Source organism: Frigidibacter sp. ROC022 (assembly GCF_024723735.1).
Lineage (GTDB): Bacteria > Pseudomonadota > Alphaproteobacteria > Rhodobacterales > Rhodobacteraceae > SLM-1.
Window position 1 is genome coordinate 1,054,290 of the sequence record NZ_JANQDU010000001.1, and the last position, 15,186, is coordinate 1,069,475.

Annotated in this window: 13 protein-coding genes; 10 read left to right on the forward strand and 3 right to left on the reverse strand. The window is 64.1% G+C overall.

Going from position 1 to position 15,186, the window contains the following annotated elements:
* Positions 1-17: 17 nt before the first annotated feature.
* Positions 18-1,859 (forward strand): ABC transporter ATP-binding protein, encoded by a 1,842-nt coding sequence (locus NUW50_RS05095; RefSeq protein WP_258287981.1) that lies wholly within the window; start codon positions 18-20, stop codon positions 1,857-1,859.
* Positions 1,859-3,757: an ABC transporter ATP-binding protein gene (locus NUW50_RS05100; protein ID WP_258287982.1), complete on the forward strand. Its 1,899-nt coding sequence runs from the start codon at positions 1,859-1,861 to the stop codon at positions 3,755-3,757. The genes NUW50_RS05095 and NUW50_RS05100 overlap by 1 nt, the downstream gene beginning before the upstream one ends.
* Before the next feature lie 43 nt (positions 3,758-3,800).
* Here NUW50_RS05100 and NUW50_RS05105 read toward each other — a convergent pair whose 3' ends face one another.
* Positions 3,801-5,234, reverse strand: a complete 1,434-nt coding sequence (locus NUW50_RS05105) for a Glu/Leu/Phe/Val family dehydrogenase (RefSeq protein WP_258287983.1) — start codon at positions 5,232-5,234, stop codon at positions 3,801-3,803.
* Positions 5,235-5,653: 419 nt separating this feature from the next.
* On the opposite strand from NUW50_RS05105, the gene NUW50_RS05110 reads away from it, so the two are divergent.
* The 6 genes from NUW50_RS05110 (at position 5,654) to NUW50_RS05135 (ending at position 11,245) form a co-directional block, all read left to right on the forward strand.
* Positions 5,654-7,135 (forward strand): hypothetical protein, encoded by a 1,482-nt coding sequence (locus NUW50_RS05110; RefSeq protein ID WP_443135076.1) that lies wholly within the window; start codon positions 5,654-5,656, stop codon positions 7,133-7,135.
* Positions 7,132-7,662, forward strand: coding sequence for a TadE/TadG family type IV pilus assembly protein (locus tag NUW50_RS05115; protein ID WP_258287985.1), 531 nt, complete (start codon positions 7,132-7,134; stop codon positions 7,660-7,662). Before NUW50_RS05110 ends, NUW50_RS05115 begins: the two co-directional genes overlap by 4 nt.
* A gap of 11 nt (positions 7,663-7,673) precedes the next feature.
* Positions 7,674-8,210 carry a TadE/TadG family type IV pilus assembly protein gene (locus tag NUW50_RS05120; RefSeq protein ID WP_258287986.1) on the forward strand — a complete coding sequence of 179 codons (537 nt, stop codon included), beginning with the start codon at positions 7,674-7,676 and terminating at the stop codon, positions 8,208-8,210.
* Positions 8,211-8,457: 247 nt separating this feature from the next.
* Positions 8,458-10,140 carry a pilus assembly protein TadG-related protein gene (locus NUW50_RS05125; protein ID WP_258287987.1) on the forward strand — a complete coding sequence of 561 codons (1,683 nt, stop codon included), beginning with the start codon at positions 8,458-8,460 and terminating at the stop codon, positions 10,138-10,140.
* Positions 10,137-10,667 carry a TadE/TadG family type IV pilus assembly protein gene (locus NUW50_RS05130; RefSeq protein WP_258287988.1) on the forward strand — a complete coding sequence of 177 codons (531 nt, stop codon included), beginning with the start codon at positions 10,137-10,139 and terminating at the stop codon, positions 10,665-10,667. Before NUW50_RS05125 ends, NUW50_RS05130 begins: the two co-directional genes overlap by 4 nt.
* A gap of 11 nt (positions 10,668-10,678) precedes the next feature.
* Entirely contained in the window at positions 10,679-11,245 is a 567-nt protein-coding gene (locus tag NUW50_RS05135) for a TadE/TadG family type IV pilus assembly protein (RefSeq protein WP_258287989.1), read from the forward strand.
* 20 nt (positions 11,246-11,265) lie between these two features.
* On the opposite strand, the gene NUW50_RS05140 is transcribed toward NUW50_RS05135, so the two are convergent.
* A complete protein-coding gene (locus NUW50_RS05140) occupies positions 11,266-11,877 on the reverse strand; it encodes a hypothetical protein (RefSeq protein ID WP_258287990.1) in 612 nt (203 codons plus the stop codon).
* A 62-nt stretch (positions 11,878-11,939) separates the two neighbouring features.
* On the opposite strand from NUW50_RS05140, the gene NUW50_RS05145 reads away from it, so the two are divergent.
* Complete coding sequence (locus NUW50_RS05145) at positions 11,940-12,851, forward strand: pirin family protein (protein WP_258287991.1); 912 nt, start codon at positions 11,940-11,942, stop codon at positions 12,849-12,851.
* A gap of 234 nt (positions 12,852-13,085) precedes the next feature.
* Positions 13,086-13,676, forward strand: coding sequence for a thermonuclease family protein (locus NUW50_RS05150; RefSeq protein WP_258287992.1), 591 nt, complete (start codon positions 13,086-13,088; stop codon positions 13,674-13,676).
* Positions 13,677-13,760: 84 nt separating this feature from the next.
* Here NUW50_RS05150 and NUW50_RS05155 read toward each other — a convergent pair whose 3' ends face one another.
* Positions 13,761-15,161 carry an FAD-binding oxidoreductase gene (locus NUW50_RS05155; RefSeq protein ID WP_258287993.1) on the reverse strand — a complete coding sequence of 467 codons (1,401 nt, stop codon included), beginning with the start codon at positions 15,159-15,161 and terminating at the stop codon, positions 13,761-13,763.
* Positions 15,162-15,186: the final 25 nt, after the last annotated feature.

Below are 15,186 nucleotides of genomic sequence, written 5' to 3' on the forward strand. Positions count from 1 at the left end.
CTGTCTGAGTCCTGAACGTGGCCAGCCGCCCGACCCATGATGTGCCGACCCGCGAGGAATTGCTTCGTCGCACCGCCGCCGCGGGTTGGCGTGCCGGTCTGCGCACCATCTTCCGGGTGGTCCGGATCAATCTGAAGACGCCCCGGATGGTGGCCGTCGCGCTGATCTCGACCGTGATCGCGGCCTGGCTGCAACTGCTGATCCCGGTGCTGCTCGGCCGCGCCATCGACCAGACCCAGGTGCTGACCGCCGGCCCGTCCGAGGCCGAGGCGGCACGGCAGGCGTTGTGGTCGATCGCCGGGATGGTGCTGCTGGTGGCGGTGCTGCGGGGGCTTTTCACCACGGCGCAGAACTATTTCAGCGAGATGGTCGGTCATACCACCGGCTATCGGATGCGGCTGGCCTATTACCGCAAGATTCAGCAATTGAGCTTCGACTTTCACGATCAGGCCCATTCCGGCGACCTGATCACCCTGGGGCTGCTGGATCTGGACGGGGTGCGGATGTTCTTCTCGACCAGCCTGACCCGGATGGTTCTGCTGACCATGCTGATCGGGATCGGCGGCTACCGTCTGCTCTCGACCGATCTGGTGCTGGGGCTGACGGCGCTGAGCTTCGTGCCCTTCGTGGCCTGGCGGTCCTCGGTGACGCAGTTGCGGCTGCGCGGCACCTGGCTGGAACTGCAACAGCGGCTTTCGGTACTGAGCCGGGTGATGGAAGAGAACCTGGCCGGAATCCGGGTGGTCCGTGCCTTTACCGCGGCGCCCTATGAATTGCAGAAATTCGCCGTCGCGTCTGAGCGGGCGCTGGACCTGTCGCACAAGCGGGTCGATCTCCGGGTCCGCAATACCAGTGCGATGAACCTGTCGTTCCTGATGGCGATGGGCCTGGTGCTCTGGGTCGGTGGCAACAAGGTCCTGTCGGGCCAGATCACCGTCGGCACCCTGGCCGCCTTCCTGACCTTCATGACGATCCTGCAGATGCCGGTGCGCCAGCTGGGCCTGCTGGTCAATTCGCTGGCGCGGACCTCGACCTGCGGGGCGCGGCTCTTCGCGATCCTCGATCTGGCTCCGACCATCGCCGACAAGCCCGGCGCCCCGGAGCTGGAGATCACCAAGGGCGAGCTGCGCTTCGAGAATGTCGATTTCGCCTATGCCGGGGGCGGCCGTCCGGTGCTGTCGGGGATCAGCTTCTCGGCCCGGCGGGGCGAGACCATCGGCCTGATCGGCCCGCCCGGCAGCGGCAAGACAACGATCGCGCATCTGATCCCCCGATTCTACGATGTCACGGCGGGGCGGATCACCATCGACGGGCAGGACATCCGCGATGTCACCGTCTCGTCGCTGCGCCATGCGGTGGCGGTGGTGCAGCAGGACGTCTTCCTGTTCACCACCAGTCTGGAAAACAACATCGCCTATGGCGACCCCTGGGCGCAGGAAAGCCGGATCGCCAGCGCCAGCGCCTCGGCGCAGCTGCACCGCTATATTCAGGACCTGCCCGCCGGCTATCGGACCGTTGTCGGCGAGCGGGGCGCCTCTCTGTCGGGCGGGCAGCGGCAACGGATGTCAATCGCGCGGACGCTGCTGCTGGACCCGGCGATCCTCGTCTTCGACGATTCCACCGCCGCGGTCGATGCCAATACCGAGGGCCGGATCCGCGAGGCGATGCAGGAGAAGGCCGCCGGGCGCGTCACCATCATCGTCGCGCATCGGCTCAGTTCCCTGATGCATGCCGACCGCATCCTCTATCTGGAGGACGGCAGGATCGTGGAACAGGGCAGCCATGACGAACTGCTGCAGCTGGGCGGCCGCTACCGGGCGCTCTACGACCTGCAGGTCCGCCCGAAGGGAGCCGCCTGATGGCCGAGGTCCGCGACAGTGACCGGCGCGAGGCGCCGAGCGACAGCCTGCGCCCGCCGCGCGCGGTCGTCGGCTCGCACCGGATCGAGGAGCAGATGTTCGGCAAGGTCTTCGACGGCCGCATCATCCGCCGGATCTGGCAATTCGTCCGGCCCTACCGCTTCCGTCTGGCGCTGGCGGTGGCGGCGGTGCTGGTCTTTACCGCGACGCAGCTGACGATTCCGCTGATCATTCGTCACGCCATCGATTCCGGCCTGACCGAAGAGACCGGCGGCCGCACCGCGCTGAACCTGGTGATCCTGGTCTTCGGCGCGACCATTCTGGTCAATTTCGCCGCCAGCTGGGTGCAGGAAAGCGTGGTCGGCAAGGTGGCCGAGAACGTGCTCTTCGACATCCGCAGCGCCATGTTCAGCCATCTGCAACGGGTCTCGCTGTCCTTCATGGACAAGACCGAGGTCGGCCGGCTGATGTCGCGGCTGCAGGGCGACGTCAACGCGATGCAGGAATTCCTGGAAACCTCGGTGCTCTCGGTCGGGGACATCGTGCTTCTGTTCGGGATCATCGCGCTGATGCTCTGGCTCGACTGGCAGCTGGGGCTGATGGTGATGATGGTGCTGCCGGTGCTCTTCGTGGTCCGGCTGTTCTGGCTGCCGCCGGCGCGGCGCGCCTTCATGGCGGCGCATGAGACCAATTCGGTCGCCAATGGCGCACTTGCCGAGGGCATCCACGGGGTCCGCATCGTGCAGAGCCTCGACCGCCAGAAGGTCAATTTCACCCTCTACGACGACAAGGTCCGGGCCAATCTGGACGCGCACCGGACCGCCGCCCGTTTCGCCCAGGTGATGGTGCCGATCGTCGACAGCCTGACCGGCATCGCCATGGCGGTGCTGGTGGTCTTTGGCGGCGCCATGGTGCTGGACCATGAACTGGACGTCGGGGTGATGGTGGCCTTCCTGTTCTACATCCAGCGCTTCTTCGACCCGATCCGGGCCCTGACCCTGCAGTATTCGGTGATGCAGCGTGCCATGGCCTCGGGGCACCGGCTGATCGAGGTGCTCGACGTGGCGGTGGACATACAGGACGCGCCCGATGCCGAGGAACTGCCGGCCGACATGGATGGCTCGATCGAGTTCCGCGATGTCACCTTCGGCTACAATCCCGGTCAGCCGATCCTGAAGCACCTGAGCTTCCGGGTCGAACCGGGCCAGACCGTGGCGCTGGTCGGGCCGACCGGCTCGGGCAAGTCCAGCGCCATGTCGCTGGTGCATCGGTTCTACGACGTGCAGGAGGGCGCGGTGCTGGTCGGCGGCCGCGACGTGCGTTCTGTCACCCAGGCCTCGCTGGGCGGGCAGATCGCCATGGTGCTGCAGGAGCCGTTCCTGTTCACCGGCACGGTCGAGGAGAACATCCGCTACAACAAGGTCGATGCCACCCACGAAGAGGTTGTCGCGGCGGCCAGGGCCGTGGGCGCCGACGGCTTCATCCGGGCGCTTCCCGACGGCTATGCGCAGATGCTGGGCGAACGCGGCGGCAGTCTGTCGCTGGGCCAGCGGCAGCTGATCAGCTTTGCCCGGGCGCTGGTGGCCGATGCCAGGATACTGGTGCTGGACGAGGCCACCGCCAGTATCGACAGCTATACCGAGATGCAGATCCAGAAGGCCCTGCAGATCCTGCTGAAGGGGCGCACCGGGCTGGTCATCGCGCACCGGCTGGCGACGATCCGCGACGCCGACAAGATCATCGTCCTGCAGAAGGGCGAGCTGATCGAGCAGGGCAGCCATGACGAGTTGATGGAGGCGGGCGGACCCTATTCGCAGCTCTACAACTTCAGCTACGCCTCGTTCGACGACATCCGGCCGCAGGACCTTCCCGGCGCCCCGGCAGGCTCCGACACCTGATCCCCCCGCTAACGGGCGGCGGGATCAGGCGGGCAGGGCGGCCCTAAAGGCCCTTGGCGCGGTAACTGGCCGCGACCCGCGAGATCGCCACCAGATAGGCCGCGACCCGCAGGTCGGGCACGTCGCCGCGGGAATGCCAGACCTCCCGCATATGGCCATAGGCCGCGCGCATCGTGTCATCCAGACCGGAGCGCACCAGTTCCAGTTCCCCGGCGCCGCGCAGATACTGTTCCTTGAACCCCGGCGAAAGCTCCCAGCCCAGGCCCTTGTCGGCCGACAGCCGCTCCAGTTCGTGGATCAGCAGATCGTGGCGTGATTCCTCCTGCCGCCGCTGCATCCGCCCGAAACGGATGTGGGACAGGTTCTTGACCCATTCGAAATAGCTGACCGTGACGCCGCCGGCATTGGCATACATGTCGGGAATGACGACGCAGCCGTTCTTGCGCAGCACGTCGTCGGCCCCGGCAGTGATCGGGCCGTTGGCTGCCTCGATGATCAGTGACGCCTTGATCCGCTCGGCGTTGCCCTGGTTGATGACGGCTTCCAGGGCCGCCGGGATCAGGATGTCGCAGGGCATCTCCAGCACCGAGGCGCCATCCTCGACATGGGTGGCGTCGGCATAGCCGGTGACCCCGCCGTGCGCCGAGATCCAGGCCCGGACCTGTTCGACATGCAGGCCGTTCTCGTCCAGCAGGGCACCGTCCCGCTCGATGATCCCGACGATCTTGCAGCCGTCTTCTTCCGAAAGGAACTTGGCGGCGTGATAGCCGACATTGCCGAGGCCCTGCACGATCACCCGCTTTCCGTCCAAGGTGGGCGACAGGCCCGCGATCCTTGTATCCTCGGGGTGACGAAAGAACTCCCGCAGCGCGTATTGCACGCCGCGCCCGGTCGCCTCGACCCGGCCGGCGATGCCGCCGGCATGCAGCGGCTTGCCGGTGACGCAGGCCCGGGCGTTGATGTCGCGGGTGTTCATCCGGGAATACTGGTCGGCGATCCAGGCCATCTCGCGTTCGCCGGTGCCCATGTCCGGGGCAGGGACATTCTGGCTTGGGTGGATCAGGTCGCGCTTGGCCAGTTCATAGGCGAAGCGGCGGGTGATCAGCTCCAGCTCGTGTTCGTCATACTGCCGCGGGTCGATGCAGAGCCCGCCCTTCGAGCCGCCGAAAGGCGCCTCGACCAGCGCGCATTTGTAGGTCATCAGCGCCGCCAGCGCCTCGACCTCGTCCTGGTTGACGTTGGTGGCATAACGGATGCCGCCCTTGACCGGCTCCATGTGCTCGGAATGCACTGCCCGGTAGCCGGTGAAGGTCTGGATCTGGCCGCGCAGGCGCACCCCGAAGCGCACGATATATGTCGAGTTGCAGACCCGTATCTTTTCTTCAAGCCCGGGGCTGAGATCCATCAGCGCCACGGCGCGATTGAACATGAGGTCCACGCTTTCGCGGAACGAGGGCTCGCGGATCGGAGCATTCATCGGTCATCCCTTCCAACAGGCCAACCCCTTTCCGGGGTCTTCATCCATAGAATCACAGTTACCACGGCAGATCGGCTTTTCCCTAACGATCGCGGGCCGTCATCGAGATGCCGCAATATTGTCCCGGCGGGGGCAACAGCGCCAACAATTTCCAGTTACTGTTTCTAACTAATTGAGAACATTGGGGAATTATGGCTACTCGCCACATTGCCGCCACATTCTGGGTGCTTTTGGGTCTCGTTTTATTTACCAGTTCGGCCGGGGGGCCGACGAATTGGTGTTGTCGGGAAAGTTATCGGGTTATGACAATTTGGTCTCTCAAAAGCTGCTTTGGCAGTCCGCGTCGGCTATCCGATGAACGCGGGTCGCTGACGGTCTTTTCACTCTTCATTATTCTGATCATGCTGATGGTCGGCGGAATGGCCGTCGATTTCATGCGGCAGGAAAGCACCCGGGCACGGCTGCAATCCACGCTGGATCGTTCGATCCTTGCCGCCGCCGACATGGACCAGAAGCAGGACCCCGAAGCCGTCGTACGCGACTATTTCGCCAAGTCGGGGGTCAAGGGCTACACGCTGAATGTCCATGTCGCGAACGGCTATGACTCGCGCCGGGTCTCGGCGGTGACCAGCGGCGAGATCGACAGCTATTTCCTCAAGTTCCTCGGGATCGCCTCGCTGGACGCGCCGGCGGCCGGTGCGGCCGAGGAAAGCATCTCGAACATCGAGATCTCGCTGGTGCTGGACGTGTCCGGCTCGATGGGCGAGACCTCGGCCTCGGGCAAGAAGAAGCTCGACGAGCTGAAGACGGCGGCCAAGGCCTTTGTCGATACGATCTACGCCCAGACCGACCCGAACCGCACCACGATCTCGATCGTGCCCTATTCGACCCAGGTCAATGCGGGCGAGGAACTGGCATCGAAATTCAGCATCTCGAAGGAGCAGACGGTTTCGGCCTGCGTCGATTTCACCCCCGAGGACTACACCAAGGTGGCGCTGACGACGACCGAACCGCTGAGCCGGACGGCGCATTTCGACCCGATTTCGGGCCGCAGCACCAAGACGCCGCGGCGCTTCGTCTGCCGCACCGAGGACTCGGTCAAGGTGATGCCGGTGGAAAGCAATCCGGCCATCCTGAAGGCCAAGATCGATTCGCTGGTGGCCGATGGCTACACCTCGATCGAGATCGGGATGAAATGGGGCGCCGCGCTGCTGGAACCCGAGGCCCGCCCGGCGATCGCCGCGCTGGCCGCCGATGGCGTGCTGCCCGCTTCCGTGGCCTCGCGCCCCCTGGACAACAACGCCGCCGAGACCCTGAAGGTGATCGTCGTGATGACCGACGGGATCAACACCAACCAGTGGTTGATGGCCGACAGCTACAAGTCCGGCCTGTCTCAGGTCTGGGTCAATCCGGACAACGGCAAGCTGTCCTACAAGGGGCTGCTGGGCTTCTGGGTGGTCGGCTCGGGCTGGAAACTGCAGCCCGATGGCGGTTCGGACGCGGTGCAGCTGACCTATCCCGAGCTTTGGGCCACGACGGGGGTCAAGTACAACGCTTCGAAGACCGCCGACATGATGCAGAGCGGCAGCGGCGTGGCCTGGAACCTGACCTACAACCTCTGGACCGCCGGCACCTGGGTCTCTGGTCTGTTCCATCCCGGTGTCTACACGATGATCGGCGGCTCCGAGAAGGACGCGCGCACCGATACGATCTGCACCGCGGCCAAGAGCGCCGGGATCAAGATCTACTCGATCGGTTTCGAGGTCACGGATGACTCGGCCAAGGTGCTCGAGAAATGCGCCACCACCAAATCGCATTTCTTCCGGGTCAACGGCCTGCAGATTCATGACGCCTTCCAGTCCATCGCCAATGACATCGGCAAACTGAGGCTGACCCAATGATTGGTTTGTTTTTCCGCACCCTGCGGCGGTTCCGCCGCGAAGAGGGCACTGCGACAATCGAATTCGTGATCCTGTTCCCGGTGTTCATCGTCCTGATGATTTCGGGGATCGAGGCCGGGGTATTGATGACCCGGCAGATGATGCTGGAACGCGGGCTGGACCTGACCATGCGGTCCCTGCGGCTGGGGACGGTGGCCAATCCCACGCATGACAACGTGAAGGCTCTGATCTGCAAGAATTCGATGATCATTCCGAATTGCGAGAACGTGGTGCAGCTCGAACTGCGCGAGGTCGACACGACGGCCTGGAACGTGCCGCTCGAAGGCAACAACTGCGTCGACCGGACGGCCGAGATCGACCCGGTGATCAATTTCAATCCCGGTGAGCGCAACAAGCTGATGATGGTCCGGGCCTGCGCGGTGTTCGACCCGATGTTCCCTGCGACGGGGCTGGCGGTGCATCTGCCGCGCGACGCTTCGGGTGGCTATCGCCTGATTGCCACCTCGGCCTTCGTGAACGAACCGTGAGGGAGAAGGACATGAAACATCTTCGTGCCAGGCTGGCCCGGTTCGGACGCGACGGCCGCGGAAGCTTGTCGATCGAGGCGGCGCTGATGATTCCGCTGATCACCTGGATCATGGTGACGACCTTCACCTATTTCGACACGTTCCGGGCCGATTCCACCAATGTGAAGGCCGCCTATACCGTCGGCGACATGCTGAGCCGCGAGACCGAGCCGGTGGACGCGACCTATATCGAAGGGCTGAACACCATGTTCAGCTACATGGTCTTCGCCCAGGAGGGCACCTGGATCCGGGTGTCGAACGTCGGTTTCGACAGTTCCGAGAACAAGATGGTGCTGAACTGGACCTATGCCACCGGCTCGCATACCGCGGCGACGATGGCCGAACTGGAGCCGCAGATCCCGATGATGTCGGACGGCGACACGGTGATCGTGGTCGAAACCTTCATGCCCTTCACGCCGGCCTTCAACATCGGCCTGGACAGGATGACCTTCCGGAATGTGGTCGTGACCCGGCCGCGTTTCGCGCCGCAATTGCTCTGGGCATCCTGACGCGTCCGGCCTTGGGGCCGGCCCCCGCAAACGATCAGTGAAGGCCCCGGGAGAACGCTCTCCGGGGCCTTTTCCATTGGGCGTTCGTGCTGCTCCGCAGGGGGCGGGCTTGCGGGCGACTCGCCCCCGTTTCTGCCGCAATGCCGCTTGAAATCATCCGGTCGTTGCCACCGTACCTCCGCATTTCCGCCGCACTTGCCTGCCACAAGGTCATTTGGGACCGGGGTTGGTATGTGGAGCAAATGACATGTTTTCCTTGAAGGAAAAGTTGCTGGGCGGGGCTGGGCTTGGAAGAGTCGGAGCGCGTCGCAGGTTTGCCCGCGACGAAGCCGGTTCATTCACCATTCTCAATCTGTTTCTGCTGATGACCGTGATGATGGTCGCCGGGATCGCCGTCGATGCGATCCGGTTCGAAGCCAAGCGGGCACGTCTGCAGAACACGCTCGACCGGGCCATTCTGGCCGCCGCCGACATGGGCCAGACCCTGACCCCGGCGCAGGTCGTGCAGAGTTATTTCGACAAGGCCGGCCTGTCCGAGTATTACGCCGAACCGCAGAGTTCCTCGGGCTTCAATTCGAAGACCGTTTCGGCCACCGCCACCGGCACGCTCGACACGTTCTTCATGAGCATGTTCGGAATCGACACCCTGTCGCCGGTTGCGTCCGGCACCGCCGAGGAGAGCATTTCGGACATCGAGATTTCTTTGGTCCTGGACGTCTCGGGTTCGATGGGCGAGCCGATCTATGAATATGTGACCTATTACAGCCGGCGCTACGGTTCGCGCACCTATCGCCAGAACACCGGTACGACCAAGCTGGAATCGCTGCAGAACGCGGCCAAGGAATTCGTCGACACGATCTATGCTTCCACCGTGGATGCGCGGACCTCGATGTCGATCATCCCGTACAACATGCAGGTGAACGCCGGGCCGGATCTGCTGGCGCATTACACGCTGACCAATCAGAACACGACGAACTATTGCGTCGATTTCTCGACCGAGGATTTCTCCAACACGGCGGTGAGCACCACCAGCACGCTCTACCGGTCGGATGTCTTCGACTACTATTATCGTACGATGCCGCCGAGCATGAACGGCATCTGCCCCGACACGACCTATTCGCGCATCCTGGTCCTGGCCGATGATCCGGAGGTTCTGAAGGACAAGATCGATGCGCTGCAGTCGGGCGGCAATACGTCGATCGAGATCGGGATGAAATGGGGCACCGCCCTGCTTGACCCCTCGGCGCAGCCCGCGGTCAGCGGCATGATCGCCGACGGCAAGGTTTCGAGCAGCTTTGAAGGCCGCCCGTTCTCCTACACCAATTCGGACACGATGAAGGTCATCGTGGTCATGACCGATGGGATCAACACCACGGAATACAAGCTGAACGACGCCTACAAGGGGCAGAAATCCGGCGTGTGGCGCTGGTGGGACGGGTCGGACTGGAAGTATTCGGTCTATTACCCCGAGAGCAGCAGCTGGGGCGACAGCGACGGCTTGCTGGAATACTACTGGCGCAAGGATGGCAGCGGCTCGAACCGCTGGGGACTGCTGCCGGAAGGCGCACCCGATGCCACCGAGCTGACCTATTACGATCTGTGGAAGATCATGTCGGTCGATTACCACGCCTATTACCTGCGTTACAAAATCCGCAACCACAGCAGCGACTATTACGCCTGGGACGACGAGCCGATCACCTATGTCGGCGGTTCGACCAAGGATGCGCGGCTGAGCGCGATGTGCAACGCGGCCAAGGAGGAAGGGATCATCGTGTTCTCGATCGGTTTCGAGGTCACCGACGACTCGGCCGACATCCTCGAGGCCTGCGCCTCTTCGCCCAGCCATTTCTATCGGGTGAACGGGCTTGAGATCACCACCGCATTCCAGTCCATCGCCAACGCGATCGGCAAGCTCAGGCTGACCCAATGATCCGTGCGCTTCGAAACCTGCGCCGCCTTGCGCGGCGCGAGGACGGGACGGCCACGATCGAATTCGTGATCCTGTTCCCGATCTTCATGATCCTCGCCGTCACCGGTGTCGAAATGGGCGTGCTGACGCTGCGCCAGGTGATGCTGGAACGCGGCGTGGACATCACTGTCCGGGCGTTGCGGGTCGGATCGATGACGGACCCGACCTTCGAGTCGGTGCGGGATGCGATCTGCGCAAACTCGCTGATCATTCCCGATTGCGCCGAGACGCTGCATCTGGAACTGACGCCGATCTCGACCGACAACTTCACGGTGCCGGAGACCGCCGTGACCTGCGTGGACCGGACCCATGAGGTCGAGCCGATCGTCAACTTCACCCAGGGTCAGCGCAACGCCTTCATGCTGCTGCGGGCCTGTGCGGTCTTCGACCCGATGTTTCCCACCTATGGTCTGGGGCCGGATCTGCCCACCGACGCATCCGGCGGCTACCGGATCATCGCATCCACCTCGTTCGTGAACGAGCCGTGAGGGAGCCAGTCATGATCCTGCATCCGTTCCATTCCCTGCGCCGCCGCCTGCGCAGCTTTGCCGACGACACGCGCGGCATGCTCTCGGTCGAGGCCGCCATCGCCGCGCCGCTGCTCGTGTTCTTCCTGTCGCTCATGTATGTCACCTTCGACATCTTCCGCATCGACGCGACAAACTCCAAGGCGGCCTACACGATCGGCGACCTTCTGTCGCGCGAGACCGAAGAGATCGACCAGGACTTCATCGACGGGATGAAGGGGATTTTCGACTACATCACCCTGGCCAATGCCGATGACACATGGATCCGTGTCTCGGTGGTGCGCTACGACGGTGACGACGAGGAATTCAAGCTGGTCTGGAGCCAGGGCAATACCGGCGTCGAGTCACTGACCCAGGACACGCTGGACGTGGTCGAAGGTTCGATCCCCGACATGGCCGAGGAAGATACCGTGATCGTGGTCGAGACCTACATGCCCTATGAGATGCCGCTGCGCGTCGGGCTTGCCGATTTTGCCTACAAGAACGTGGTCATCACCCGGCCGCGTTTCTCGGGCCAGCTGCTGTGGACCAGCAGCTGACCGGGCAACCCGCCGCTCGGCTATTCTCGCGGGTCCGAGCCTGACGCAGAGAGACGCGCCTTCAGCGCCGATGCCATGGCCTTGACCTCGGCCGCGTCGGCCAGCCCGCCGACGCCCAGTCTCCGGCCCAGCCGCCACCACAGGCCCGGCGCCCAGCCGGGGCCCCGGCGCGTCGAGCGCAGCCGCAGCATGAAACCGTTCGACGGCCGGACCGCAAAGGCCCCGGTCTCGACCGAGGCGATCTCGTCCGGCAGCGCCAGAACCCGCCCGCCGCTGGTCTCCAGCCGCCCCGAGGCGCGCAGCAGCACCGCCCCGGCGGTGGCCCGCCAGAGCCCGAGCAGCAGAAATCCGCCCCCCAGCATCGCCAGGATCAGCCCCGCCTGCCGCCCGGTGCTGCTCTCGGTCCAGGCCAGCCGGGCCAGCAGCACGACCAGCAGCGCCAGGACGGCCATCCCGACGACCCGCCGCCACATGGGCACGGCCAGCCGGGCAATGACGGGATCGTCGGGATCGTTGCTTGGCGTCATCCGGCGGTGGTAGCCGGGGCAGGGGGCGGCGTCCAGCGTCGAGCGCGGTGCCGCCACGCGCCGCCTGCCGGGCACGCCCGTCACAACGGTTGTGCGTTGGCGCACCGGCCCCCGTATTGGCGTGGTGTCGGCGCACAGCTAGATTGAGGCGCGAAAGGAGACATCCGATGTCCATTCGTCCCGTTCAGTCTCTCTCGACCGCCCGACCCCATATCGAGGGGGCCGGGGTCCATCTGCACCGTGCCTTCGGCTTCGGCGACCCCGAGCTGTCGGACCCGTTCCTGCTGTTCGACGATTTCCGCAACGAGCGCCCCGAGGACTTCCAGCGCGGCTTTCCCTGGCACCCGCATCGCGGCATCGAGACCATCACCTATGTGCTCTCGGGCAGCGTCGAACATGGCGACTCGCTGGGCAATTCCGGCACGCTGGGCGCGGGGGACGTGCAATGGATGACCGCCGGATCGGGGATCATGCATCAGGAGATGCCCAAGGGCACGGCCAGCGGGCAGATGCATGGCTTCCAGCTCTGGGCCAACCTGCCTGCCAGTCTGAAGATGACCGCGCCGCGCTATCAGGACGTGAAGGCGGGTGACATCCCCGAGATCATCGACGACGACGGCACCCGGGTGCGGGTCATCACGGGCAGCTTCTGGGGCCGGCGCGGCCCGGTCGACGGCATCGCCGCCGATCCGCAGTATCTCGACATCTCGGTGCCTGCCGGACTCCGCAAGACGTTCAGGATCGACACCTACCGCCGTGCCTTCGCCTATGTCTTCGAAGGGGCAGGGCGGTTCGCCGATGCCTCGGCGCCCTCGGGCGTGCTGCTGGAGAAAGAGGTGATGGGACAGGAGGTCAACATCCGCGACCTTTCCGGCAACCGTACCCTGGTCCGCTTCGGCACCGGCGACGAGGTGACGGTACAGGCGGGGCCGCAGGGCATCCGCTTCCTGCTGATCTCGGGCGCGCCGCTGCAGGAGCCGGTGGCCTGGCACGGCCCGATCGTGATGAACACCCGTGAGGAAATCCAGCAGGCGATGAAGGACTTGCGGAACGGCAGTTTCATCAAGCCGGCGCAGTGAGAAATTTAGCGAAGCCAGGGCGACATTAGCGCTCGCCCTGCAACTGCTAGATATCAATGATTTCTCTGGATATGGGTCGCCGGTCGCTTGCTAGACTTTAGTCTTGGCTACTTGACCCGGAGACAGACTTTTCTCCAGTAAGCCATTTTTTTGCTAGACATGGAGAGGAGGAATGCTGGAAGCTATTGCCCTAAAGAACATCTTGGGTCGCAATGTTTGGAATCGGTTGGTTAATTGGAAGCTTCTATACTGATCCTCTTTCTTGTTGTTGTCGTATTTCTGCTGTCTAGGAGAAGGAGCACCCGCAGAAAAGAAACACATCAATACCGAACAACATTTCAAATCGACACGACTACAAAGCGGCGGCCTTTTGATGCAAAGACCGCCCGGCCCCAGTCGGCGAGGCAAGTCTTGCAAGGCTCTGCCTATGTTGTCGATGGGGACACCTTGGTTATAGAAAAGACGCAAATTCGCTTGTTCGGTGTTGATGCGCCTGAAATAGATCACCCCTATGGAAAGAAGGCCAAATGGGCCTTGGTTTCATTGTGCAAGGGGACGACAGTTCGGGCAGAGGTTGCAGCTCGAGACGCTTATGGTCGCACCGTCGCACGATGCTATCTACAAGATGGCCGCGACCTCTCCGCCGAAATGGTCAAGCTTGGGTTGGCTATTGACTGGGCAAAGTTCTCGGGGGGAACCTACCGCTCTCTTGAATTGCCCAATGTACGCAAGAAATTATGGTTGGCTGACGCCCGCCAGAAGGGTCGGATGCATGTTTGGGAGCAATTCGAAGCCCGACGAAGCGAGCGACGAGCCGAGGATTAGACTTGCGGCTTAGCTGCAAAGAATGCTTGGTTCCGACGACGATGGATGTTTGTGCGACCTCGAGTAATCTGTAGTCGCCCGCCGTCACCCGTTCCGCCCCGGATCCGGCACCAGCTTCCCCGGATTCATCAAATCCTGCGGGTCGAGCGCCTGCTTGACCGCGCCCATCACCGCCCAGGCTTCGCCATGCTCGGCCTGCATCAGCCCGCGCTTGCCGATCCCGATGCCATGTTCGCCGGTGATCGTGCCGCCCATGCCGAGCGCCAGTTCCGCCATTTCGGTGGCGCAGGTCCGGGCCCGCGCCATCTCGTCCGCATCACCCGGATCGACCAGCAGGACGGCATGGAAATTCCCGTCCCCGACATGGCCCAGGATCGGCCCCAGCAGGCCGGCCCGCTCCACCATCGCCGTCACCGCCTCGACCGCTTCGGCCAGACGGCTGATCGGCACGCAGATGTCGGTGACCACCGCGCGGGCGCCGGGACGCAGCCGCAGGCAGGCGTAATAGGCGTTGTGGCGGAGTTGCCAGAGCGCGTTGCGCTCTTCGGTCCGGGCCGACCACTGGAAATCCGAACCGCCGAAGCCCTGCACGATCTCGCCGGTCCGCGCCGCATCCTCGTCCACCCCGGCAGGCGAGCCGTGGAACTCCAGCAGCAGATGCGGCTGTTCCGGCAGCCCGGTCCCGGCATAGGCGTTGAAGGCCCGCGCCGTGGCGGCATCGGTGAACTCGATCCGTGCCACGCCGATTCCCGACTGGATCACCGCCATCACCGCCTCGACCGCCGGGCCGATCGCCGGAAAGCCGCAGATTGCCGAACTCACTGCCTCGGGCTGCCCGGCCAGCCGCAGGGTCAGCTCGGTGATCAGGCCCAACGTCCCCTCGGCGCCGACGAAGAGCCCGGTCAGATCATAGCCCGCCGCGGATTTCCGGGCCCGGCTGCCGGTGCGGATCACCCGCCCGTCGGCCAGCACGACCTGCAGCCCCAGCACCCGGTCGCGCATCGTGCCATAGCGCACCGCCGTGGTGCCGCTGGCCCTGGTCGAGGCCATCCCGCCCAGCGAGGCATCGGCGCCGGGATCGACCGGAAAGAACAGCCCCGTCGCCCGCAGCTCTCGGTTCAGCGCCTCGCGGGTGATGCCGGGCTGGACCACCACGTCCATGTCCTCGGCATGCACCGCCAGCACCCGCGCCATCCGGGCGAAATCCACCGTCAGGCCGCCCGCGATGGCCGAGGTCTGCGCCTCCAGCGACGTGCCCTGGCCATAGCCGATCAGCGGCAGCCCGTGCGCGGCGGCGACCCGGACGATCCGCGCCACCTCCTCGGCGGTTTCCGGATAGGCCACCGCATTCGGCGGCGCCGCGGCAAAATGGCTTTCCGATCCGCCATGCAGGTCGCGTTCGGACTTGGATCGGGCCAGCCGATTGCCTAGGAAGGCAGACAATTCGGAAAGCGCGGGTTCGGGGTCATGACATTTCGGACTCATGCGCCGGATCCTAGACCCGCAGCAG